This window comes from Pseudomonas sp. TE3552 (genome assembly GCF_056278945.1).
Genome location: NZ_JBWBQJ010000001.1, coordinates 4564629 through 4588435 on the forward strand (window position 1 = coordinate 4564629; position 23807 = coordinate 4588435).

The window sequence follows — 23807 nt, forward strand, 5'->3', positions numbered from 1 at the left end:
CCTTCGGCAGCTCCTTGGGATCGGGTTAGCACGCGGTCAATGTGAGCTGCCGCAGGCTGCGATCTTTTGATCTGAGACATGGCGCTTGACCTTGCCAGCATGGCAAGGTTGATCCTGTAGGTAATTTCTACAGGGAGCGTGACCGATGTCCGAATCCACCACTTTCGATCTGCCGATTGCCGGCATGACCTGCGCCAGTTGTGCAGGACGTGTCGAGCGTGCCTTGAGCAAAGTCCTCGGCGCCACGGCCGTCAGCGTCAACCTGGCCACTGAACAGGCCCGGGTTCAAGCGCCCAGTGACAGTCTGCCAGCCTTGATGGACGCAGTGCGACAGGCCGGCTACAGCGTGCCGCAACAGACCCTGGAGCTGAGCATCGACGGCATGACCTGCGCGTCCTGCGTCGGCCGCGTCGAACGGGCGCTGGCCAAGGTGCCGGGGGTGAAGAGTGTCAGCGTCAACCTGGCCAACGAACGCGCACACCTCGAACTGCTCGGCCAGGTCGACCCGCAAACCTTGATCGGCGCCGTGACCAAGGCCGGTTACTCCGCCAGCGTCTGGGAAGTCGAACACCCGCAAACCGACAATCAACAGCAACGACTGCTCCGCGAACGCTGGGCCTTGATGGCAGCCATCGCCCTCGCCTTGCCGCTGGTGCTGCCGATGGTGCTGCAACCTTTCGGCGTGCATTGGATGCTCCCGGCGTGGGTGCAGTTCGCGTTGGCCACGCCGGTGCAATTCATCTTCGGCGCACGCTTCTATGTCGCTGCGTGGAAAGCCGTGCGTGCCGGCGCCGGCAACATGGATTTGCTGGTCGCCCTGGGCACCACTGCCGGATACGGCTTGAGCGTTTACGAATGGGCCACCGCCGCCGGTCGCCAGCCGCACCTGTATTTCGAAGCCTCGGCGGTGGTGATCGCGCTGGTGCTACTGGGCAAATACCTGGAAAGCCGCGCCAAGCGCCAGACCGCCAGCGCCATCCGAGCCCTTGAAGCCTTGCGTCCGGAGCGAGCCATTCAGGTAATCGATGGCCGCGAGCAGGACGTTGCGATCAGCGCTTTGCGCCTCAACGATCTGGTCATGGTCAAACCCGGCGAACGCTTCCCGGTGGATGGCATCGTTGTGGAAGGCCAGAGCCATGCCGACGAAGCATTGATCAGCGGCGAAAGCCTGCCGGTACCCAAACAACCGGGTGACAAGGTCACCGGCGGCGCCATCAATGGCGAAGGCCGGCTGCTGGTGCGCACCCAGGCCCTGGGCGCGGAAACCGTGCTGGCGCGGATCATTCGCCTGGTCGAAGACGCGCAGGCGGCGAAAGCGCCGATCCAGAAACTGGTGGATAAAGTCAGCCAGGTGTTCGTGCCTGTGGTTCTGCTGATCGCCCTGGCGACCCTGCTCGGTTGGTGGCTGTACGGCGCGCCACTGGAAACCGCATTGATCAACGCGGTCGCGGTACTGGTGATCGCCTGCCCTTGTGCACTGGGGCTGGCCACGCCGACGGCAATCATGGCTGGCACGGGTGTGGCGGCGCGCTACGGGATTCTGATCAAGGACGCCGAAGCCCTGGAGCGTGCCCATGAAGTCAGCGCGGTGGTCTTCGACAAGACCGGCACGCTGACTTCGGGTACGCCGCGTATCGCACATTTGAGTGCCATCGAGGGTGACGAAGCTGCTTTGCTGCAAATGGCCGGAGCGTTGCAACGCGGCAGTGAACATCCGCTGGCCAAGGCGGTGCTGGATGCCTGCGCCGAACGCGGTTTGACCGTGGCCGATGTCAGCGACAGCCAATCGCTGACCGGACGCGGTATTGCCGGCAACCTCGACGGCCGACGGCTGGCCCTTGGCAATCGGCGTTTGCTGGAAGAAAGCGGACTGAGCGCCGGGCCATTGGCTGACTCCGCAACGGCCTGGGAAACCGAAGGCCGGACCCTGTCCTGGCTGATCGAACAAAGCCCTGAACCACGGGTGCTCGGCCTGTTCGCCTTTGGGGACACGCTCAAACCCGGCGCCTTGCAAGCGGTGCAACAGCTGAATGCACGGAACATCAGCAGCCACCTGCTGACCGGTGATAACCGCGGCAGCGCCAAGGTGGTCGCCGAGGCGTTGGGCATCAGCGATGTCCATGCCGAAGTATTGCCGGCGGACAAAGCCGCCACCGTCGCCGCACTGAAAAAAACCGGTGTGGTGGCAATGGTCGGCGACGGCATCAACGACGCACCGGCCCTTGCCGCCGCAGACATCGGTATCGCCATGGGCGGCGGCACCGACGTCGCCATGCACGCTGCCGGGATCACCCTGATGCGCGGCGATCCACGGCTAGTGCCGGCGGCGCTGGAGATCAGCCGCAAGACCTACGCGAAAATTCGCCAGAACCTGTTCTGGGCCTTCGTCTATAACCTGATCGGCTTGCCACTGGCGGCGTTCGGCTTCCTCAACCCGGTGCTGGCCGGCGCGGCCATGGCGCTGTCGAGCGTCAGCGTGGTCAGCAATGCGTTACTGTTGAAAACCTGGAAACCCAAAGACTTGGAGGACGACCGATGAACATTGGCCAAGCGGCCCGCCAGAGCGGTCTGAGCGCGAAGATGATTCGTTACTACGAATCCATCGGCCTGCTCAAGGCGGCCCATCGCACCGACAGTGGCTATCGGGTCTATGGCGATGACGACCTGCACACCCTGGCGTTCATCAAGCGCTCTCGGGATCTGGGTTTTTCGCTGGAGGAAGTCGGCAAACTGCTGACCCTCTGGCAGGACCGTCAGCGCGCCAGCGCCGATGTGAAGGCGCTGGCCCGTCAGCACATCGACGAGCTGAACCAGAAGATTCGCGAACTCGGCCAACTGCGCGACACCCTGCAAGACCTGGTAGAACATTGCCACGGCGACCACCGCCCGGACTGCCCGATCCTCAAGGAGCTGGCGTCGGGCTGCTGCGCCGAACCCGCCCATTCCTGAGCGCCAGCCCCTGTGGCGAGGGGGCTTGCCCCCCGTTGGAGTGCGCAGCACTCCCAAAACCTGCTAAAGAGTTCTATCAGGAAAATCACACCCGCCAATTCACGACTGCTTCGCAGCCGAACGGGGGCAAGCCCCCTCGCCACAGAGTATGTGGTTCCCCACAAAAAACCCGGCCAAAGCCGGGTTTTGCTCAACCGTTCACTGCATCCACGGCGGAGGCGGTTCTTCGGTTTTGCCCGGTGGCGCATCATCCGCCGCCCGCACTGCTTGACGCCGCTCTTCATCGAGACGGGCCGCCTCGATCTCACGCATGATCCCGCCAACGTCCGCCAGTTCTTCCGGCTCATCGAACTCGCCGGTCAACACACTGGCCGGGTGCAAGGTGCCGGCTTCGTACAACGCCCACATTTCCTTGGCGTACTTGGTGCGTTTCAACTCCGGTGCAAAGCGACCGAAGTAAGACGCCATGTTGCCCACGTCCCGCTCCAGCATGCTGAACGCATGGTTGTTACCCGCCGCATCCACTGCTTGTGGCAGGTCGATGATGACCGGCCCGGTCGGCGTCAGCAGCACGTTGAACTCGGACAGGTCACCGTGCACCAGACCGGTACACAGCATCAGCACGATTTGCGAAATCAGATACGCGTGATATTCGCGTGCCTGGTCCGGCTCCAGCACCACGTCGTTCAGACGCGGCGCGGCATCGCCGTATTCGTCGGCCACCAGCTCCATCAGCAGCACGCCTTCGAGGAAGTCATACGGCTTTGGCACCCGCACACCGGCACTGGCCAGACGGAACAGCGCTGCCACTTCAGCGTTCTGCCAAGCGTCTTCGGTTTCCTTGCGGCCAAACTTGGAGCCCTTGGCCATCGCGCGAGCCTGCCGGCTGTTGCGCACCTTGCGGCCTTCCTGATACTCGGCCGCCTGACGAAAACTGCGTTTGTTCGCCTCCTTGTAGACCTTGGCACAACGCAGCTCGTTGCCGCAGCGCACCACATAAACAGCTGCTTCTTTACCACTCATGAGTGGGCGCAGCACCTCGTCGACCAGACCGTCCTCGATCAGGGGTTCAATGCGTTTTGGAGTCTTCATCAGCTTTTATTGTGGGTCCTTTATTACCAAACACGCGAAAGTCATTCGTTATACGGCAATCCACTCATTCGGGGGAGGGGTTGCCGACCTATGAACGCTCCCGTGAACTTCAAGAAGCACACAATGTGCCGGATTAATCGGGCACAACTCATTGACCGCTCAGGATCATAGCTGAGCCTGCGCCACTTGTTGACGAAGGGCTACAGGGGCATTTGCGACAGAATCTGACATGTAGCCCCTACCCTTCGCCGGATTTTTCTCAACAGGCCTAAATTTCCACGTTCCTCAGCCGAAGTCATTAGAGAGAAAAGGAATTGTCCGACAATCGCCCCGACAATGATAACGAGGGCGCACTCAAGGATCGGGGTATCGAACATTTTCGGCTGCCAATAATCCGCGAGTCATCTGCACTGCGTGGGCCTACAAGAAAAAACTGGAGCGCGGATGAACATCAAACAGAAGTTGACCTGGGCGTTTGCAATCATCGCCTGCTTGCCCGTGGTGCTGGTCGCCACCCTCGTGGTGCTGAACTTGCGCAGCGATGCCAAGGATAATTTTGTCGACGGCAGCGGCCGTGAGATTCGTCAGGTCAGCAATGCCATGCAACTGTTCTTCGACGGCATCAGCCAGAACGTCGATTACCTGGCCACCCAACCGCTGATCAAGAACTCCGACGACAGCCTCAAGACCTACATGAGCGCCAACGCCGAGAGCATTCCCCAAGGCGAATCGGACAAAAAGGTTTTCGCCCTCCTCCAGGACCTGGGTAACAGCCACCCGGCCTACGCCTATGCCATCCTCGGTACTGCGGCGGGCGGCTACGTGTCCTGGCCAGACGATGCGAAGTTGAGCAATTACGACCCGCGCCAACGCCCCTGGTACAAGGCGGCCCAGGCCAAACCCGGCAAACCGTTTCGCACCGAGGCCTATTACTGGGCTCAGGATGACGCGACCTACGTCAGCACCGTGCGCACCATCGATAACAAACTGGGCACCAACGGCGGCGTGGTCAGCATTGATGTGACGCTCAAGCAGCTCACTGAAATCGTCAAACAGATCAAACTCGGAGAAACCGGCTACCTGATGCTGGTGGAAAACACCGGCACTGTACTGGTCGATCCGAAGCAACCAGCAAACAACTTCAAAGCCCTGACCAGTCTCGGCGACGGTTACGCGCAACTCGCCAAGGCCGGCAAAGGCCTGGTAGAAGTAGAGCTCAATGGCGAGCGCTACATGGCCAACGTGTGGCCGTCGGAGCAACTGGGCTGGACCTTTATCGGCCTGATCAAGCAGACCGACGTGATGAGTTCGGCCACTCAACTGACCTGGCTGATCGCGATCATCGCCGCGGTACTGGCGGTGTTCTTCGCCATCGTCGGCGCCAGTTTCGCCAGCCTGATCGTACGGCCGATCCGCAGCGTGGCCAGCGGTCTGGAAGGCATCGCCCAGGGCGAAGGCGACCTGACCAAGAACCTGCACATCCGTGGCAGTGACGAAACCGCGCAACTGGCCAACTGGTTCAACCAGTTTCTGGCGGCGATTCGCAACCTGATTCAAAGCATCGGCGGCGCCGCGAGCAAAATCCTCGCCACTTCCCAGAGCTCGACCCAGGTGTCCAGCGACATGGCCGAAGCCGCCGGGCGTCAACGTGAGGCGGTGGACATGGTGTCCACGGCGTTCCACGAAATGGTCGCCACCGCCAACGAAGTCGCGCGTTCTTGCAGCCAGGCCGCCGAGTCGGCCGACAGCGGCCAGCGTCAGGCGCGCGAAGGTCAGCAGCAGATTGATGCCGCCGTCACCAGCGTTGATCGCCTGAGCCAGGAAATCGAACAGTCGGCCCAGTCGATGCAACAGCTTGAGCGCGATAGCAACGACATTCAGTCGATCCTGGGGACCATTCGCTCCATCGCTGAACAGACCAACCTGCTGGCGTTGAACGCAGCCATCGAAGCGGCCCGGGCCGGTGAACAGGGTCGTGGTTTTGCGGTGGTGGCGGATGAAGTTCGCGCCCTGGCCAAACGGACTGCCGACTCCACGGCGGAAATCGATGGGCTGCTGGGCAACCTGGCCAAGCGCACCAGCCAGGTGACGCAGCAGATGCATGCGAGCCTGGAAGTGTCGCAGCAATCGGTGACCCGCATCGGCGAAGCACGCAGCAGTTTCGGGCAGATCCGTGAGTCGGTGGATGTGATTCGCGACATGAACACTCAGATCGCCACGGCGGCGGAAGAACAGCATCAAGTGGCTGAAGACATCAATCGCCACATCAGCCAGATCCATGGCGATGCGCAGTTGGTGGCAGAGCTGGCGAACTCGGCGCGCCTGGATTCTCAGAGCCTGGCGGGGTTGTCGAATGAGCTGGATGGGTTGGTTCGACGCTTTAGAACCTGAAGTCGCTGATCTAACTGGTCGAAACCCTGTGGCGAGGGAGCTTGTCGGATCGCCGCACCGTCCCGCTCGGCTGCGAAGCAATCGTAAACCGGCAAACGCGGAGTATCTAATGCACCGCGTTGACTGAATTGGGACCGCTTCGCGCTCCAGCGGGAGCAAGCTCCCTCGCCACAATTACTGCCTGAACAGCTCGCCCGGGGTAAACCCGAACAACCCCTTGAACGCGGCAATAAACGCCGACGTCGAGTCATACCCGCAAGACAGCGCGGCATTGGTCACGCTGTCCCCCTCCTCCAGCAAACTCAATGACGACAGCAGTCGCATGCGCTGACGCCAGCCGCGAAAGCTCAGCCCGGTTTCACGCTGGAATAAACGCATCAGGGTTTTCTCCGACGTGCCCAAACGCTCGGCCCATTCCTGCAAGGTCACCGTGCGCTCGGGGTTTTCAATCAACTCGTTGCACAAGCCCAACAGCCGCTCATGCCGGGGCAATGGCAAGGAAAACCCCACCTCCGGCAGACTCGCCAATTGATCCAGCAGCACGCCCACCAATCGCGCTTCCTGGCTGTCGCCCTGTGGATATTCCACCGGTAACAAGCAAAAACGCTTGATCAGCTCCCGTGCCAGCGGCGTGACTTCCAGCACCCGGCAACGCCCCTCCGCCCATTGGCAGTCCTCGCGGCGTACATAGAGGCTGCGCATCTCGGCACGCATCGAAGTCACGACCTGATGCTCAAGATCCGCCGGAATCCAGATGCCCCACTGCGGCGGCGCAAAGAAGCTTCCCTCGGCGGTATGCACACCGAGAACGCCGCTGATGGCGTAGGAAAACTGCACCCAATCGTGACGATGAGGCGACGTCCACGAACCGGCGTTCAGACTTTCCGCCCGCGCATACAACGGACGCGGCAACGCCGTCAGCGCCGGGATCGCCCGTTCGAGGGAAAGTTGTCCGTTAGTCGGCATTGATTGGCCTTGTGTCGCAAGACGGCTGATCAGGCCGACGTTAGGCTAAGTCATCAATTCTTACAAATGCATTCGGTGCCGGTTATGCATGCCTTCAAACACCTCAAACGCGTAGTCACCGACTGGTTCTTGTGCGGCATGCTGATCGCCACGCTGCTGGCGTATTTCTTCCCGAGCTTCGGCGCCACCGGCGGCGGGATGCACGCGGAGTTCGTGATCAACATCGGCGTGTTTCTGGTGTTCTTCCTCCACGGCGTCAACCTCTCCAGCGAACAGATCCGTCATGGGCTGAAAAACTGGAAGCTGCACGTGATGGTTCAGGCCTTCACCTTTGCGGTGTTTCCCTTGATCTGGCTGCTGAGCGACAAATTGCTGGGCTCGCACATGCCGTCGCTGCTGATGCTCGGCTTCCTCTACCTCTGCGCCCTGCCCTCGACCATTTCTTCATCCGTGGCCCTGACCGGCAGCGCGGGCGGCAACGTACCGGCGGCGATTCTCAATGCGAGCCTGTCCAGCGTGCTGGGGATTTTTCTGACACCGTTGCTGGTGAGTTTCGTGGTCGGCGGCGGCGCTGGCGGTATCGACCTGGGTGCAACCCTGCTCGACCTGTGCGCCCTGTTGCTGTTGCCGCTGGTGCTCGGGCAATTGTTGCGGCCGTTGTTGGGCAAGTTTTTCGCCCGGCACAAGCGCTACACCAACATCGCCGACAAACTGGTGATCCTGCTGCTGGTGTATGCGGCGTTCTGCAACTCGATGGTCTCGGGGATGTGGCAGCAACAGGGCAACAGCGTGATTCTCACGGCGTTGATTGGCAGCGCGATGCTGCTGGCGATCATTCTGTGGATGACCACCCGCACCGCTCGCGCGCTGAAGTTCAGCCCTGCCGATGAGATTGCCGCGGTGTTCTGCGCCAGCAAAAAATCCCTGGCGGCCGGCGCACCGATGGCGGCGCTGATCTTCGGTGCCAACCCCGGCCTTGGCCTGATTCTGCTGCCGATCATGATCTATCACCCGTTGCAGCTGATCGTCTGTTCGGTGATGGCCGAGGGTTACGCCAACCGTAGCCGGGAGCTCGCCGCGCAGCAAAACGCGGCAGTGCTCAGCGCTCGATAATCGCCGTCACACCCTGACCGCCGGCGGCGCAGATCGAGATCAGCCCTCGGCCCTTGCCTGCCGCGTCCAGCAGCTTCGCCAGGTTGGCGACAATGCGCGCACCGGTGGCGGCAAACGGATGCCCGGCGGCCAGTGAACTGCCCTTGACGTTGAGGCGGCTGCGGTCGATGGAACCCAGCGGCGCGTCGAGGCCGAGTCGGGTTTTGCAGTAGTCCGGGTCTTCCCAGGCTTTCAACGTGCACAACACCTGCGCGGCGAACGCTTCGTGGATTTCGTAGTAATCGAAGTCTTGCAAGGTCAGGCCATTGCGCGCCAGTAAACGCGGCACCGCATAGACAGGCGCCATCAGCAGCCCTTCAGCGCCATTAACGAAATCCACAGCCGCCGCTTCGCCGTCGCGCCAATAGGCGAGGATTGGCAAGCCGCGCTCCTTCGCCCATTCCTCGCTGCCCAACAGCACCACCGAGGCGCCATCGGTGAGTGGCGTGGAATTGCCTGCGGTCAGGGTGCCCTTGGCGCTTTTCTCGAAGGCCGGTTTCAGTGAAGCGAGCTTTTCCAGGGTCAGATCCGGGCGCAGGTTGTTGTCCCGGGTCAGGCCGAGGAACGGCGTCATCAAATCGTTGTGCCAGCCTTCGGCGTAGGACGCGGCCAGTTTCTGATGACTTTCCTGGGTCAGTTGATCCTGCTCGGCCCGCGGGATGTTCCAGGTCTGGGCCATCAATTCACAGTGTTCGCCCATCGACCGGCCGGTGCGCGGCTCGCCGATGCTTGGAAAATCGGGCATCAGGTGTCGGGGGCGCAGTTGCAGGAAGGTTTTCAGTTTATCGGCGGTGCTTTTGGCGCGGTTGGCTTGCAAGAGGAGCTTGCGCAGGCTTTCGTTGACGCCAATCGGCACGTCCGAGGCAGTGTCGACGCCGCCGGCAATGCCACATTCGATCTGACCCAGGGCGATTTTGTTGGCCACCAACAGCGTCGCCTCCAGCCCCGTGCCGCAGGCTTGCTGGATGTCGTAGGCCGGCGTTGTCGGCGACAACCGCGAGCCCAGTACGCATTCGCGGGTCAGGCCGTAATCGCGCAAATACTTGAGCAACGCCCCGGCCGCCACTTCGCCCATGCGCACACCGTGCAGGTTATAGCGTTCAATCAAGCCTTCCAGCGCTGCGGTGAACATCGCCTGGTTACTGGCAGTGGCGTACGGCCCGTTGGACCGGGCAAAGGGGATACGGTTACCACCGATAATCGCGACGCGACGCAGCTGAGTCATGAAAAAGCTCCTTCCTGATATTCAATTGTGAACACAAAAGCCCGCTCCCACAGGTTCTGCACTCCCCCGAAAATCCCATTACAAACTAACCTGCAATGTTCAAGCGTAGGCCTTATCTCGCGGATCGAGCGACTAATTGCCATTCATGGTCCACACTTTTAACCCCAACTACCGGAGCGCGTTCCATGTCTGACCGCTATATCGACTTCGCCAATTCATCCATCGGCCATCGTGTGGTCGGGGCCCTGGGTCTGCCGTCGCCGGTACGACTGGAACGCTGGCAAGCAGGCCGATTGCGGCCTATCGAGGGGGCGCTGTTGATTGGCGGTGGTCCGCTGACGGAAAAAGTCAGTGCCCTTGCCAACCGCCTGACCGACGCGATTTACAGTTATGGCACCGATCCGACCCTGGCCACCGCGTGGATTCCCGGCCACGGCCCGAAACTCAAAGCCGTGGTGTTCGACGCCAGTGACCTGGTGCAGGTCGATCAACTGAAACAACTGCGCGAATTCTTCCAGCCACTGATGAAAAACCTCGATCACCATGCCCACCTGGTGATTCTTGGCCGCGCGCCAGAAACTTTGAGCGATCCGTTCGCCGCCAGCGCACAGCGAGCCCTGGAAGGTTTCAGCCGTTCGCTGGCCAAGGAACTGCGCAGCGGCGGCACGTTGCAGCTGATCTATGTCGGCGCAGGCGCCGAAGATCAACTGGAAGGCCCGCTGCGGTTTTTCCTCTCGCCCAAAAGTGCCTTCATTTCCGGACAAGTCATACGTTTGAAGGCGTGTGAGGCGCAGGTGAGCGACTGGACTCGACCCTTATCGGGGCGCAAGGCACTGGTGACGGGCGCGGCGCGCGGCATCGGCGCCTCGATCGCCGAAACCCTGGCCCGCGATGGCGCCGAGGTGATCCTGCTCGACGTGCCACCGGCCAAAACCGATCTCGACGCCTTGGCAGCACGCCTCGGCGGGCGCGGCATCACGCTGGACATCTGCGCTGAAGACGCCGCCGCGCAACTGATCGAACACTTGCCCGATGGCATCGACATCGTGGTCCACAACGCGGGCATCACGCGGGACAAGACCCTGGCCAACATGACCCCGGAATTCTGGGACGCGGTGCTGGCGGTCAACCTCAATGCGCCACAAGTTCTGACCAAGGCGCTGCTCGACAGCGGCACGTTGCGCGACGACGGCCGAGTGATTCTGCTGGCGTCCATCAGCGGCATTGCCGGCAATCGCGGGCAAACCAACTACGCCGCGAGCAAGGCCGGGTTGATCGGCCTGGCCCAGGCCTGGGCGCCGCTGCTCAGCGAGCGTGGCATCAGCATCAACGCGGTGGCGCCAGGGTTCATCGAAACCCAAATGACCGCGCACCTGCCCTTCGGTGTGCGCGAAGCCGGGCGGCGCATGAGCTCGCTGGGCCAGGGCGGCCTGCCACAAGACGTCGCCGAAGCTGTGGCCTGGCTGGCGCAACCGGGCACCGGAGCGGTTACCGGGCAAGCTTTACGCATTTGCGGGCAAAGCGTGTTGGGAGCCTAGCCATGACCACCGACTGGCACACTCTCACCCGCGAACCACACCTGCACAAACTGTATGTGAAGGCGGCGACGCGCCGCAAAATCACCGGCACCGTGTTGCCCGATACGGGTTTGCACTGCTGGGTCGATATCGATCCAAAACGCCTGACGGCTTACCGCCTGGTGTGTGGTTTCGCCGACAACGGCCTACTGCCACCGACGTATCCACACATCATGGCGTTTGCCTTGCAGATGCAATTGCTCACCGCCAAAGAGTTTCCCTTCCCGCTGCTGGGGCTGATTCACCTGAGCAATCGCATCCGCATCTTGCGCCCCATGGGCGGCGTGCATCGTGTGCGGGTCGGCGTGAAAGTGCAGAACCTGCAACCCCATGCCAAAGGGGCGACGTTCGAGTTGGTGACGACGCTCGACGACCAGCTGGGGCCGCTATGGGAAGCTGAAAGCCAGATGCTCTGTCGCGGCGTCAAACTGGAGGGTGAGCCCGTCGAGCAAGCGTTTGCATCGTCCCTTGCGCTCAGCGAAGTGGCCCACTGGAAAGCGCCGGCGGATATTGGCCGGCGGTACGCCAAGGTGTCCGGAGACTACAACCCGATTCACCTGAGTGCGATCAGCGCAAAACTCTTCGGTTTTCCCTGCGCCATCGCCCATGGCCTGTGGAACAAGGCACGTACGCTGGCGGCCCTGGAGGATCATTTGCCGACGGCAAACGTCGATATCGCGGTGCAGTTCAGAAAACCGGTACGCCTTCCCGGTGAAGTGACACTGATGTCCAGTGCGGCAGGGTCCAGTGGGGATTTTGAGTTGATGGGGGCCGGGGAACTTGAGCATATGGTCGGGCAGTGGCGGCCTGTAGCCTGATTGCTCGACTGACCGCTTTCGCTGTAGGAGCGAGGCTTGCCCGCGAAGGCTTTGTCATATTCAACAGAGATATCGCCTGACACACCGCTATCGCGAGCAGGCTCGCTCCTACAGTGGATCAGCTCTGTGGCGCAGGCTTCGGTACGTCGACGTTATCCAGCACTCGATTCACCGCCAGCTCGGCCAGCATGATGACCTGCTGAATCGCCAGGATCGTATACCGCTGCGGAGCGTCGACATACGCGGCAATGTCGCTGGTCATGACGCTCGCCGAAGCCAGCGATTCGCACACGTGGGCCAGCAGGCTTTCGTTGTCCATGTCCGGGACGACCTGAAACATCGTGCTCGGCTTGCGGCCTTCGGTTTTTTTCGTGGGTTTGAGGTAATGGTCGAGCGCGCGTTCGGCGGCTTCGTGGAGTTTTTTGGAGTCGGCGGATTCGTAAGGGGAAACGGTGTCGGTTTCTGGGGGATTCGGGGTTGCTTTGAACATGATTACACCTCAGGGATGAAATGGAGCCACTTCCAAATTGCCGCGACGCAATTTGGGGTGGCAGCTGTACGCGGGTTCGCGGACCGATCCCAGAGGCATATCTCGGCATACCCAAAGGTATCCCGCGCACAGTCGCCATGACACGAAACGACAGACACCCAAAAGTGTTGTTGTCAGGTGGAGCGATTATGCCTCAAGAATCGAGCCGCGACGCCCGGACGCTGATTTGTCAGCGACGGACAAAGGCTAGAGATGCAGCTTCCGACGGGCAACCTGAAAAACATGTGGGAAGGTTCTGATGTTTTTACCGATCAATAAACATCGTTGACTGTAAGGCCGCCTTCGCGGGCAAGCCTCGCTCCTACGAAAAGCAAAAAAGCCATCGGCATACACCCACCACCACTCAACAGGCCGAGCGTTAGCTCGCCTGCATGATCTTGATCCACCCGCCCCTTCGGGAGGCTGAGCGCAGGTGTTCATCTGGGGATTGGCGCGCAGCGCCGTTCGACGCAGTCGAACTCATCGCATGTAGGTCGTCGCGAAGCAGACCGTAGGGCGATGCCCCCAGATGGATACCGGAGCGAAGGAACGCCGAGCCTTAGCGAGGGGCCGTACGTTTGGGGCGAGACCTTTTGGGTACTTTTGGGGCGTTTGCCAAAAGTGCCTCGCCGTAAGGGCGAAACCCTAAGTGGCCGTTACCGCAGCAATGGATATGTACTCAGTCAACAAACTACAGGTCGGCTGTCAGGCCGCCTTCGCGGGCAAGCCTCGCTCCTACAGATGCAGAGCGATCGAAGAGATTCAGTGCGCGGTAATACGCCGCACGCCAGCGCTACCGGGCGACAACGCCAACGCCACCTGCGTGCGATTATGCATATGCGTCAACCGCAACACCTGCGACACATAAAGCTTCACCGTGTTCTCGGTAATCCCCAACTCACAGGCAATCTGATAATTGGTCTGCCCCTTGCCCACCAACCGCGCCACTTCCAATTGCCGCGGCGACAACTGATGGAAAACCGCCGGCATCTCCATCCGCTCCGCCTCGCTGACCGCACCATTAACCGAATCGGCCACAGGCACCGGCGACGATCCCCGACGAACCTTGTCCAGGTCCTGATAAAGATCATCGATAGATTCACAAAGGTACTGCAGCTTCTGACTCAAATGCCCCAACTGCAGGTTCTTCTGCCGCTCCTGCAAGACCACTTCCTGGCGCTGCAAACCCTCAAGCAACTCAGCCAGATCAATCGGTTTCTGATAGTAATCGGCGAACCCGATGCGCAAGGCCTTGATCACATCCTGCTTGTCTGCATGCCCGGTAAGCATGATCGCCTCGAACGCCCGGTGCTTGCCGGACAACCGCTGCAGCGCCTGGACGAGCTGGATGCCATCCATGTCTGGCATCTGCAAATCACAGAGCACCAGGCCGATATTCGTGTCTTCGCGGAAACGCTCGATCGCCTGATTGCCGCACTGGCAAGGAACACAGCGATAACCATTGCGCTCGATGAACTCGCAAAGTTCGTCGACAATCAATGGATCGTCATCGACCACAAGGACTTTTATTGCCGAGGCAAGCTTGTTCACGTGTCACTCCATGCCAAGTCTGGCTTGACCGACCGACTACCACAGGCTGTACAACAACTGTTTTGAAAGTAGACGCACTTTCCAACTATGTACATAGAACAGGTAGCAGCCGGCGACTAATGCATCCAGGCCAGTGTGAGCAACATGCCCACCAGCACGAACGGCGCAAATGGCTGCTTTTTTGACGTTCCAGGCCCCAGGTAGCGAAGACGCTCCCTAAGCCTCTGGCTCATATGCAGCCAGAGTCTTGGCGCCAGCAGCAGCCAGAGCGCACTGGCCAACCCGGCGCCGATGAAGCCGCCGAGCAGGTGCATGCCGTCCGTCGCGAGGACAAAGCTCTGCATCCGGCAAAAAACGTCCGTTTTGGCTGAATGATTCTATGCTGATGTTACGCAGTGACTGTCAGGGTAGACGGACTCATGAAAACAGGCCTCCCCCGCAAACAAAAAGGTGCCGTGGCGATTGAGTTCGCCTTGGTGTTCATCATCTTCTTCGCCGTGTTTTATGGGCTGGTCAGTTACAGTCTGCCTAAACTGAATCAAGTGCTGCCGTTCCTGGTGCTACCGGGGATCGGCTCGGTGCCCAATCTGCCGGCGACCCTTACCGCCCGATCGAGCCTGCAATTTTGAGTTCCGGGGACAAACTCTTCGGGCGTCTGCTCAATCGCCATCCGCCACAGACCCCGAACACGCCAGACCCTGCGAGCGTGCAGCGTGTCGGTTTGCAGCTGCATCTGGATGACGAAGGTCGAGTGATTCACCTGGGTGGCCCGCTGCGGCATCTGCTGGCGCAACAAATGCCCGACGCGCAATCACCGCACCTGCTCGACTACCTCATGCCCCATAGCAGCCTGTCGGTCGAAGGGGCGCCTGCTGATTGGCAAGGACAGAGCCTTGACCTGGATTTTTTCAGCCTCGGCGAACAACCGCTGCATCTGCGTGGCTGGGTGCAACCATTGGGCGAAAAATGGCTGTTGCAGTTGATCGACATCGGCGACCTGTTGCTCGAACGCCGACAAGCACGCAACCGCGAACAATGCCAGCTACTCGCGGCGCAGGTTAGCGAACAGTTGCGCCTGTGCAGCCTGACGCGCCTGCCCGAGGTGCTGGCGGAGCAACTGCAAGGCCTGGCCCAGCGCTTTCAAATCCCGTGCATGGCGATGGCCTTGCTCGATGAACAGGCAGACGGTTGGCTGATCCACCAGCAGTACGCAGCTTTTGATGCGCCCCGTTTGTGGGAAATCAATCAACGCCTGGGCACCGGCCTCGACAGTTTGAATGGCTCCGCCCCCCAACAGTTGCCCCCCGGCGAGCATCCGCGCCTGCAAAGCATTTTCGGCAATGCCGAAGGGTTCGCGGTGCCCTATCGCAATGCCCAGGGCGTGGTCGCCTGGTTGCTCTGTGGCTTCTATCCGGTGCAACAGCAAGCCCCCGACCTGAGCGAGCGCGACTGGTTGCAACTCACCGCCGCCCTCGCCGGGCCGCTGCTCGAGCGCTTGCGCGAGCATCAGCACCATCTGCAACTGGAGCGGCTGGAGTCTCTGCAGGCCTTGCTCGGCACTGGCTGGTGGGAGGTCTTCAGCGACACTGCCCAAGTGCAATTGGCGCCATCGCTCGCCAGTACGCTGAACCTTGCGAGTACTCGCTTGCCGCTGCACGACTGGCTCGAACAGGTCCATCCTGCCGACCGCGAAGAGCTGACGATTCGCCTGCAAGCCTTGCAGGACGAAGGCTCGCCATTGTTGCTGTGCGTACGCCTGCATCGCCCCGACCTGGCGCAAACGCCGATCTGGTATCGACTGCAAGGCCAGGCCCAGGGCATCGGCAGAAACCGTCGGCTGGTGGGCTTTATGCTCGACATCAGCGACATCAAGAATCAGGAGCAGAACGCCGCTGCCGCCCATGCCCGGCTCGACAACCTGATCGCCAGTTCACCGGCGGTGATCTACGTGCAACGCTATGTCGAAGGTGCACTGCAACCGACATTCTTCAGCGACAGCCTGTTGCCGCTACTCGGTTGGTCGCTCGCCGATTGCGCAGCAGGCACGCTGGTGGAACGGGTCCACCCCGAAGACCGCGATCGCTATTTCGAGCGCACCCGACAACTGCTGCGCGAAGGTTCGGTGCGCGCCCGGTATCGGCTGCGCGACAGTCGCGGCGATTTCCACTGGTTGCTCGACGAAGCCAAACTGCTGCGCGACGACCTCGGGTTGCCGGTGGAAGCCGTAGGCCTGTGGCTGGATGTCACCGAAGCGACCCTGGCTGCCGAGCAGGTAAAACAGAGTGAAGAGCGCTACCGCATCCTCGTCGAAGACTCCCCGGCGATGATCTGCCGCTACCTTCCCGACCTGACGTTGACCTTTGGCAACCAGCCGCTGGCGACTTATCTGGAATGCCAACCCGAACAATTGCCGGGGGTGAACCTGGGCAGCTGGATGTCGCCGGAACAGCGCGAAGCGTTTCTTCAGCGGCTCAGTCGACTGAGCCCGGAGTTCCCGGTCAGCACCGCGCAAATCAATCTGCAATTGCCGGGACGGGAGCATGCATGGAGGGTCTGGTCGGATCGCGGGGTGTTCGATGAGCAGGGCCGCTTGCTTGAGATTCAGGCCGTGGGCCACCCTGCACCTGGGCCGTGATTTGCGCCTGCCCCGCCAGATTGATCGGCAGCGTCGCCACCAGGCCGTTTTACGAAACTGCATGCGGGGAGAGCAATGCTGTTCACAAAAGAGAGTCTTGAATCAGGGAAACCTGTGGCGAGGGAGCTTGCTCCCGCTTGAGTGCGTAGCACTCACAAAAATCGGCAGCGGTTGTCAGATTTTTGGGGCCGCTACGCAGCCCAACGCGAGCAAGCTCGCTCGCCACAGGCCCGCTCCTACAGGGCTGTGGTGTTGGATAGTTCAGGGTCAGTGCGGTGGATAGTTAGCCAATATCCGCCCGACCGTCTCGTGGATTTTATCGCTGCGATCCTGCGGGTTCGGTGTGCGGCTGAGCGTCTGCTCGTCGCTGCCGCGCCACACCAGTTTGCCGTCCTTGCCATCGAGCAGGTCGATCTGGATGGTCGCCACCTTGTAGCTGACGTTGCGGGTTTCGTTGTACATCGGCCCGCCCCAGTAGCCATTCCATGGGCCACCCCAACTGCCGCCATAGTTAGTGGTCACCTGTTGCTGACGATCTTCGACGATCAGATAGGTCTGCACCCTCAGGTCTGCCTTGGCGCCAGCGGCAGCCGGGCGCAAGCCACGCTGATCCAGCTGATCGGCAACAGACTGGCGGATGCGTTGCTCGGTCAGGTCACTCTTGATCCGCGGGTCGTCAGGAAGGTATTGCACGGCGGGCTCTTTCCAGCTCCAGCTACGGTAGGCGGCAAAGTCGCGGCTAGCATCGAAGTCATGATTGACCTGGTTGGCGGCGCAGGCACTGAGCAGCGCGGCGAGGGTCAGTAAAGCGAGACGGCGGAACATGATTTTTCTCCGATAGAAGACATGCACCTGCGGGGCGCGCCCTTTATAGGGAGCTAACTAGGAGGATACGCCGACATGGCCTTTTCGACAGCTTCGCGCAGGGCGTCGGCACGTTCGCTCTGGTTGCCCTGACTGCTGGTTTCGGCGCTGGCGCTCCACACCGGCTGCCCGCTGCTCGCGTCGAACAGATCGACCCGCACCACCACCACTTGTACCTGATAAGTCCGGATGACCGGCACCGTGTTGTACATGCCGTAACCGCTACCGTAGCGGTTATAACCGCCGCCGTAATAACCCCCGCCGTAACCATAGTCGTCCTGCACCTGACGCAAGCGGGTTTCCAGATGCAGATCGGCGCTGACCAGCAGGTCCGCCGGGCGGTTGTCGTGCAGCGGGCGCAAGCCACGTTGGTCAAGGGCATTGCTGACAACTTCGGCCACCTGCGCCGAGTCGGCCCAAGCGGTGCCCGGTGGCAAACGCCCATCGAGCCAGGCCCAGCTGCGATAGCGGCCGTAATCCCGTGGCGCCGCCGGATAGGCGCTGCGGTCAAAGGTGCTGGCGGCGTGGGGCGGTGCCGGTGGCAGGGGATTGGACGTCGCGACATACGGGTTGCTGCCCTGACAGGCCACCAACCCGAGACAGATCACCAGTAACCCTGAACGACGTTTCATTTCGTGCTCCGGTCAGATTGGCCGACAGATCCAGTGCAAGTAGCGCCCAAGCCCGGCGAAGCTTGGGTGACGGCGGTGCGCCAGTTCCATTTCCAGCAAGTCCGGCAGTTCGACGCGGCCCTGGAATTCCACCGGCATGTAGTCGTAAAAAACCCGCACCCCACTCTGGGTTTCGACCTGCCACATGCTCTCAAGTTGCGCCGCCAATTCCCGTGGATCAAGCGGCCGCTGCGGGGTCAGGCTCTGCTTTTCGCCGGCCATGTCGTTCTTGCGCATCTTGCGGAAATGGCCCTTGAGCAGGTTGCGGTAGATCAACGCATCGCGGTTATAGAACGCCAGGGACAACCAGCCGTCCGGCTTCGTCAGCTGATGCAACACCGGCAAAATCGCATGGGGTTCGGCCAGCCATTCCAGCACGGCGTGGCACAGCACCAGGTCGTAGGGTTCGGTGAGCTGACCGAGCAAATCCTGCCACGGTGCCTGAATGAACGTTGCCGTCTGCCCCGCTTCGGCGAAGCGCTGGCGAGCGCCTTCAAGCATTGGTTCGGCGGGTTCGGCCAGGGTCACCTGATGACCGCGCTGGGCCAGCCACAACGACATGTGGCCCAGGCCGGCGCCGATGTCCAGTACGCGCAACGGGCGCTCCGGCAGGATTTCGGCCAGATCGGCCTGCAGCACGGCGAGCCGTATCGCACCTTTGGCGCCACCGTAGATTTTTTCGGCGAAGCGGGTCGCCAGCTGATCGAAATGACGGTCACTCATCAGCTGAACCGCCGTTCGCTGTCCGCGAGTTTGCTGCGCACCACTTCATTCATGTCCAACCCCAACTCGCTGCACAGCAGCAATAGATACAGCACGATGTCGCCGATTTCCTGCCCGGCATGGGCGAGTGTGTCCGCCGGCAACTGGCGTGACTGGTCTTCGGTCAGCCACTGGAATATTTCCACCAGCTCGGACATTTCCACGCTCGCGGCCATGGCCAGGTTTTTCGGGCTGTGAAATTGCCGCCAGTCATTGCGGTCGCGAATGGCGTGCAGGCGTTCGGTCAGTTCAACAAGGTTCATCGGGCTCTCCTGAAGGCGTATAGCTTCAAGGGGATGGCGGGTGAAGGCAAGGTCTATGTAGCAGCTGCCGAAGGCTGCGTTCGGCTGCGAAGCAGTCGTCAAACCAGAGATTGCGGTACGTCAGGCAGACCGCGTCAGCCGTATTCACGACTGCTGCGCAGCCGAACGCAGCCTTCGGCAGCTGCTACTGATATGTTTGCGCCATACTTGGACGGTCGGGAACTCGGCAGCACGATCAATAGCCCAAGGCTCGGATCCGGCAACCACGCCACTACTCCATCAGGACGCACACATGCAGGTAGAAAGTTTTTTCGAATGGCTCGGTCAGGTCATTGGTTCGGTCATCCGCTTTATCATTGACGCCCTTAGCGGCCTGTTCAATCTGTTGAGCAACGCTGGCAGCAATTTTGTCGAAGGGCTGGCCCAGGCATTGGGCATGGAAACCTCGATCATCAGCATCATCACCTTGATCCTCGGGCTGATGCTGCTATGGGCGGCGATCCGCGCCTTCATGAACGCGTCGATCATCATGGGGATTATCTGGTTGCTGCTGGGGTTGTGGTTGCTGAGCTGGATTATTCATTAAGGCTGCCCCCTCGCCACACAGGCTCGCTCCCACAATGGATCGATGCAGATTCCGAGTTCATCGCTACAATGCAGGCGCCCCCAAGGAGCCTGCATGTCCAACCTGATTGCCGATTGGCGCGACCGTCCGACCCATCGTCGTGTCTGGGCGCTCGCCGCCCCGATGATTCTCTCGAACATTTCCGTGCCCTTGGTAGCACTGGTCGACAGTACCGTCATCGGCCACCTGCCCCATGCTCATCAGCTCGGTGCCGTCGCGGTGGGCGCCAGTCTGTACACCTTTCTGGCCTGGGCCATGGGGTTTCTGCGCATGGGTTCCACCGGGTTTGCCGCTCAGGCTGCCGGGCGTGGGGATGGCGCGGCGTTGCGGCAGATTTTGCTGCAAGGTCTGTTGTTGGCCGTGGGCCTGGCCATTCTGTTGGGGGCGTTGGGCGTGCCGTTGAGCGGGGTCGCGTTGCACTTCATGCAACCGTCGGCGGAGCTCGATCAGCTCACCCGCGAGTTCTTCCACACGCGGCTGTTCGGCTTGCCGGCGGCACTGGCCAGCTATGCGCTGGTGGGCTGGTTTCTCGGCACCCAGAATGCCAGGGCACCGCTGGCGATTCTGCTGAGTACCAATCTGGTCAACATCGCGCTGAATTTATGGTTTGTGCTCGGCCTGGATTGGGGCGTGGTCGGCGCGGCGCGGGCCTCGGTGATCGCCGAGTGGACTGGCGCCCTGATCGGCCTGTTCATGACCCGCAAAGCCCTGCGTGCCTATCCCGGCCATATCGCCTGGGCCGCGCTGGCGTTGTGGCAGAGCTGGCGCCCGCTACTGGCGGTCAATCGCGACATCTTCATTCGTAGTCTGGCATTGCAGTCGGTGTTTTTCCTGATCACCGTGCAGGGCGCGCGGCTGGGCGATGCCACAGTCGCCGCCAACGCGTTGCTGCTCAACGGCCTGCTGCTGACCGCCCACGCGCTGGACGGTTTGGCTCATGCCGTAGAAGCCCTGTGCGGACACGCCATCGGTGCTCACGACCGAGAGGCCCTGCGCCGTTCACTGGTAGTGGCATGCGGTTGGTCGTTGTTGGCGAGCCTGGGATTTGCCTTGCTGTTTCTGTTCGCCGGGCACCTGTTCATCGAAATGCAGACCAACATCCAGAGCGTGCGCGACACCGCCTACCTCTATCTACCCTACCTCGCCGCACTGCCGCTGATTGCCGTCTGGAGCTACCTGCTCGATGGCCTGTTCATCGGGGCCACCCGCGCCCGGGAAATGCGCAACGGCATGCTATTGACGGTGATCCTGGTGCTGCCCTTCGCCTGGGTGCTGCAAGGCTTGGGCAACCACGGGCTGTGGATAACCTTCCTGTTGTTCATGTTGCTGCGCAGCCTGACCCTTGGCGCGTTCGCCTGGTACTTGCGCAAGAATGACAGCTGGCTCACAGGCTGACACGGGACAGGCCTTCAGCACATTCAGGGTTGATCGTTCTGCCACAGGTTGCGCAGTCTATCGAGACGCTCTTGCTGGGTGATTCCCGCCAACGGCTGCCTGGGCGTCGCGTCGGGGTGCTGCAAGCGCAGCCATAACCAGCCATCGAGTACCGGACGCTCGCTGAAACCCAACGCCAGCCCTTCCTGTAGATGAGCCCACAAACTGTTGTAGTCGGCCCCGGTGGATCGGCTCCAGCGCCAGGCATGTTGCTCCAGCAAGCAGGTTTGCAAGGTGTCTCGCTGACGCGGGTTGAGGTTTTCTTCGATGGCCAGCGGCCTGACGGCAAGCCGCGGATTAAACAACTGCTGCCAGCCCTGACAGCCGATGGCCCGGTCGGCCCAGGTACCCCCGAACCAGCGTAACTGGTCGATCGGACCGAGCCAGCGACTCAGCTCCTGCGCATCGCAGGCATCGAAAAAATAACTCGCCGTGTGTGGGTTGTAGTAACTCAACAACGCCCGATGATGCAGGCCCAGGGTGACCGTGAGCATGCGTCGCAAATGCTCCAGCAGTTGCGATGACGATGCATCACTGACCAGCAGCAACCCGCCCCAGGTGTGTGGCTCATTCCGGTACAGCTCAGTCAGAGTCGGACATTCGCGAAGGTCGACCAACAGCGGCCCATGTTCACGCAACGAATGCAGCTCGGTACCTTCGAACAGCCGGAACCATCGAGCATGCGCGAACTGTTGGCGCAGCGTCACACCGGCCCCAGGCACGCCCGGAACATCGAGCAACAGCCATTGCGGGGCCGAGTCGGGCGCCTGAACGGCGATCATGCCGCACCGCTCTGGCCGGACTGCGTCGCCGCCCGGCAAGTGCAAAGCGATTGCGTGCAATGACTGAAACTGCCCCCGCCGGGCAGCAGGCACAGGAGTACCAAGGGTTCGCTCGATTGCAGCAGGCCCAGCAAGCCGTCGAGTACCGGGCCGGCATTAGTCGTCGAGGAGGGTTGCAGGTCGGGTATGGCTGGCTCGGCGCTGGACGCTGGTCCGGGAAGAAACCCGCTGATCAAGGGTTGATCCGGATCGCCCTCGATAAAGCTCACCAGCACTTGCGTACCTTCATACAACGGGCCTTCCAATTCGGGAGCCAACGGTAACCAGCAGTGGCTGGGGGCTGCGCCTTCGCCCTGATAGAGCCAATCGAACTGCACCGCAACCGGTCTGGACGGATCCGGTTGAGACTCATCAACCCCGATCACCCACGCCCGCTGCAGGCTGTGCATCCTCGGTTTCGCGACCGAATGAGCCGCCACGAAAGGCACATCCTGCGCAACGGCGCGCAACTGGTTGCTATAAGCAAGCCCGGGGGCCTGCCCTCCCTGATGCTCGACATGAGTCAACAGCCAGAGACGATTCCAGTCCACACACGGGTGGCCGCACAGCGGCATCAGTTGACCACTGCGCAGCGTCGCCAGGTTCGTCTGGCCTTCGGCACTCTGCGCGCCGCCGTGAAGCTTGAACTGATACACGCCCGGCCGCTCCCCCTCACCCTCGAACACGCCCTCTTCGCCACGGCGAAACTGCCCCAGACCATCACCGAAAACCAGACAGTGCCCGCGTGCGCGATGTTCGAAGTAGTAATGCAGCCGTTCCTGGGCGCACAGACGCTGGAGAAATTGCAGGTCCGATTCACGGTACTGCGTGCAGAAATCACGGGGCGGGTAATCGCCGCTCAGATCGAAGCGGCGATCCTTGCCGGCAATGCCGTGGTCCTTGAGTACCTGAGCGAGTATTTGCGGCACCGAGCGATCGCTGAAGATTCGCTGATTGAAGCGCTGGCCCAGGCAAGCCAGCCTGGGGCCAAGACGCACACGACATAGCCTGGGTTCACCGCCATGGCCGAGCTGAACGAGGCCCAGCAACTGCCCGTGGACACCCTGTCCCCGAGGCCCGAAGTGCAAAAAGGCCGAACGATACAGCAGGCTTGCGAGGTCCAGCGTCGGGTCATCGTTCAGCAGATCCACGTCGAACACAAAAGGCTCGCTGATGGCTTCACTACCGGTAAAGGCGAGGACCTCAAAGGGGTCGGGAAGACCCGCGATATCCAGACGAAATGACGGCTCGTTGACTGGATCGAACATCGGCGATTCTCTACAGGAGGGGCGGCCGGGGATTCTCGCTGAGAGACATGGCCGAGTAGAGTGCCGAAATACAACTTAGGAAATGACCTACGTGAAAAGAAGACCACATCGCTTGGATAGCCCGGTCTGTGGTTCATTTCACTTGAAAAAAGAGAAGCCCCGCACCAGGTCATCTGAAATTTCCGCACTGTACGGAGAATTTTCAGACAACCCG

General features: G+C 61.1%; 20 protein-coding genes and 3 pseudogenes. 11 read left to right on the forward strand and 12 right to left on the reverse strand.

The genetic code is table 11. From position 1 onward, the window contains the following. Positions 1 to 145: 145 nt before the first annotated feature. Positions 146 to 2539, forward strand: a complete 2394-nt coding sequence (locus tag ACZ9BB_RS20695) for a heavy metal translocating P-type ATPase (RefSeq protein ID WP_476215784.1) — start codon at positions 146 to 148, stop codon at positions 2537 to 2539. Then, positions 2536 to 2949: a Cu(I)-responsive transcriptional regulator gene (gene cueR, locus ACZ9BB_RS20700; protein ID WP_007907120.1), complete on the forward strand. Its 414-nt coding sequence runs from the start codon at positions 2536 to 2538 to the stop codon at positions 2947 to 2949. Before ACZ9BB_RS20695 ends, cueR begins: the two co-directional genes overlap by 4 nt. 198 nt (positions 2950 to 3147) lie before the next feature. On the opposite strand, the gene ACZ9BB_RS20705 is transcribed toward cueR, so the two are convergent. Next, the gene (locus tag ACZ9BB_RS20705) at positions 3148 to 4041 is read right to left on the reverse strand and encodes a PA4780 family RIO1-like protein kinase (protein WP_014336406.1); all 894 of its coding nucleotides are present in this window, start codon (positions 4039 to 4041) and stop codon (positions 3148 to 3150) included. Positions 4042 to 4485: 444 nt separating this feature from the next. On the opposite strand from ACZ9BB_RS20705, the pseudogene ACZ9BB_RS20710 reads away from it, so the two are divergent. Next, a pseudogene (locus tag ACZ9BB_RS20710) lies at positions 4486 to 5574 on the forward strand (cache domain-containing protein); the annotation flags it as partial. Between the two features lie 129 nt (positions 5575 to 5703). Continuing rightward, a complete protein-coding gene (locus ACZ9BB_RS20715) occupies positions 5704 to 6432 on the forward strand; it encodes a methyl-accepting chemotaxis protein (protein WP_371916351.1) in 729 nt (242 codons plus the stop codon). 174 nt (positions 6433 to 6606) lie between these two features. Here the strand turns inward: ACZ9BB_RS20715 and ACZ9BB_RS20720 are convergent, their stop codons facing one another. After that, positions 6607 to 7398: an AraC family transcriptional regulator gene (locus ACZ9BB_RS20720; RefSeq protein WP_476215789.1), complete on the reverse strand. Its 792-nt coding sequence runs from the start codon at positions 7396 to 7398 to the stop codon at positions 6607 to 6609. 9 nt (positions 7399 to 7407) lie between these two features. Between ACZ9BB_RS20720 and ACZ9BB_RS20725 the strand changes: the two genes are divergently transcribed. After that, on the forward strand, positions 7408 to 8511 hold the full coding sequence (locus ACZ9BB_RS20725) for a bile acid:sodium symporter family protein (protein ID WP_476215791.1): 1104 nt from the start codon (positions 7408 to 7410) through the stop codon (positions 8509 to 8511). On the opposite strand, the gene ACZ9BB_RS20730 is transcribed toward ACZ9BB_RS20725, so the two are convergent. After that, complete coding sequence (locus tag ACZ9BB_RS20730) at positions 8498 to 9775, reverse strand: acetyl-CoA C-acetyltransferase (protein WP_476215793.1); 1278 nt, start codon at positions 9773 to 9775, stop codon at positions 8498 to 8500. The two genes, ACZ9BB_RS20725 and ACZ9BB_RS20730, sit on opposite strands and share 14 nt — an antisense overlap. Positions 9776 to 9960: 185 nt before the next feature. On the opposite strand from ACZ9BB_RS20730, the gene ACZ9BB_RS20735 reads away from it, so the two are divergent. After that, complete coding sequence (locus ACZ9BB_RS20735) at positions 9961 to 11313, forward strand: 3-oxoacyl-ACP reductase (protein ID WP_476215795.1); 1353 nt, start codon at positions 9961 to 9963, stop codon at positions 11311 to 11313. Positions 11314 to 11315: 2 nt separating this feature from the next. After that, entirely contained in the window at positions 11316 to 12170 is an 855-nt protein-coding gene (locus tag ACZ9BB_RS20740; RefSeq protein WP_476215797.1) for a MaoC family dehydratase, read from the forward strand. Positions 12171 to 12288: 118 nt separating this feature from the next. Here the strand turns inward: ACZ9BB_RS20740 and ACZ9BB_RS20745 are convergent, their stop codons facing one another. From ACZ9BB_RS20745 to ACZ9BB_RS20755, 3 genes and pseudogenes are all read right to left on the reverse strand, one after another. Continuing rightward, entirely contained in the window at positions 12289 to 12660 is a 372-nt protein-coding gene (locus ACZ9BB_RS20745; RefSeq protein WP_476215799.1) for a DUF6124 family protein, read from the reverse strand. Positions 12661 to 13461: 801 nt separating this feature from the next. Continuing rightward, positions 13462 to 14250, reverse strand: a complete 789-nt coding sequence (locus tag ACZ9BB_RS20750) for a response regulator (protein ID WP_476215801.1) — start codon at positions 14248 to 14250, stop codon at positions 13462 to 13464. A gap of 116 nt (positions 14251 to 14366) precedes the next feature. Beyond that, positions 14367 to 14594, reverse strand: a pseudogene (locus ACZ9BB_RS20755) (prepilin peptidase); the annotation flags it as partial. A 75-nt stretch (positions 14595 to 14669) separates the two neighbouring features. Here ACZ9BB_RS20755 and ACZ9BB_RS20760 point away from each other — a divergent pair. Further along, positions 14670 to 14879: a TadE/TadG family type IV pilus assembly protein gene (locus tag ACZ9BB_RS20760; protein WP_476215803.1), complete on the forward strand. Its 210-nt coding sequence runs from the start codon at positions 14670 to 14672 to the stop codon at positions 14877 to 14879. Then, a pseudogene (locus ACZ9BB_RS20765) lies at positions 14876 to 16864 on the forward strand (PAS domain-containing protein); the annotation flags it as partial. The gene ACZ9BB_RS20760 and the pseudogene ACZ9BB_RS20765, both read left to right, overlap by 4 nt. A gap of 288 nt (positions 16865 to 17152) precedes the next feature. On the opposite strand, the gene ACZ9BB_RS20770 reads toward ACZ9BB_RS20765, so the two are convergent. From ACZ9BB_RS20770 to ACZ9BB_RS20785, 4 genes are read right to left on the reverse strand one after another with little or no spacing between them, the layout of a single operon-like run. Beyond that, positions 17153 to 17710, reverse strand: coding sequence for a DUF4136 domain-containing protein (locus tag ACZ9BB_RS20770; RefSeq protein ID WP_476215804.1), 558 nt, complete (start codon positions 17708 to 17710; stop codon positions 17153 to 17155). A 53-nt stretch (positions 17711 to 17763) separates the two neighbouring features. Continuing rightward, a complete protein-coding gene (locus ACZ9BB_RS20775; RefSeq protein WP_476215806.1) occupies positions 17764 to 18381 on the reverse strand; it encodes a DUF4136 domain-containing protein in 618 nt (205 codons plus the stop codon). A gap of 12 nt (positions 18382 to 18393) precedes the next feature. Continuing rightward, the gene (locus tag ACZ9BB_RS20780; protein ID WP_476215808.1) at positions 18394 to 19143 is read right to left on the reverse strand and encodes a methyltransferase domain-containing protein; all 750 of its coding nucleotides are present in this window, start codon (positions 19141 to 19143) and stop codon (positions 18394 to 18396) included. Further along, a complete protein-coding gene (locus ACZ9BB_RS20785) occupies positions 19143 to 19445 on the reverse strand; it encodes a MazG-like family protein (RefSeq protein ID WP_129438809.1) in 303 nt (100 codons plus the stop codon). Before ACZ9BB_RS20785 ends, ACZ9BB_RS20780 begins: the two co-directional genes overlap by 1 nt. A gap of 292 nt (positions 19446 to 19737) precedes the next feature. On the opposite strand from ACZ9BB_RS20785, the gene ACZ9BB_RS20790 reads away from it, so the two are divergent. Both ACZ9BB_RS20790 and ACZ9BB_RS20795 read left to right on the forward strand, forming a co-directional pair. After that, complete coding sequence (locus tag ACZ9BB_RS20790) at positions 19738 to 20031, forward strand: hypothetical protein (RefSeq protein ID WP_476215809.1); 294 nt, start codon at positions 19738 to 19740, stop codon at positions 20029 to 20031. A 93-nt stretch (positions 20032 to 20124) separates the two neighbouring features. Beyond that, positions 20125 to 21465, forward strand: coding sequence for an MATE family efflux transporter (locus ACZ9BB_RS20795; RefSeq protein ID WP_476215811.1), 1341 nt, complete (start codon positions 20125 to 20127; stop codon positions 21463 to 21465). A gap of 23 nt (positions 21466 to 21488) precedes the next feature. Here ACZ9BB_RS20795 and ACZ9BB_RS20800 read toward each other — a convergent pair whose 3' ends face one another. Next, entirely contained in the window at positions 21489 to 22286 is a 798-nt protein-coding gene (locus tag ACZ9BB_RS20800; protein ID WP_476215813.1) for a DUF4123 domain-containing protein, read from the reverse strand. After that, positions 22283 to 23593 (reverse strand): contractile injection system protein, VgrG/Pvc8 family, encoded by a 1311-nt coding sequence (locus tag ACZ9BB_RS20805; protein ID WP_476215814.1) that lies wholly within the window; start codon positions 23591 to 23593, stop codon positions 22283 to 22285. Before ACZ9BB_RS20805 ends, ACZ9BB_RS20800 begins: the two co-directional genes overlap by 4 nt. Positions 23594 to 23807: the final 214 nt, after the last annotated feature.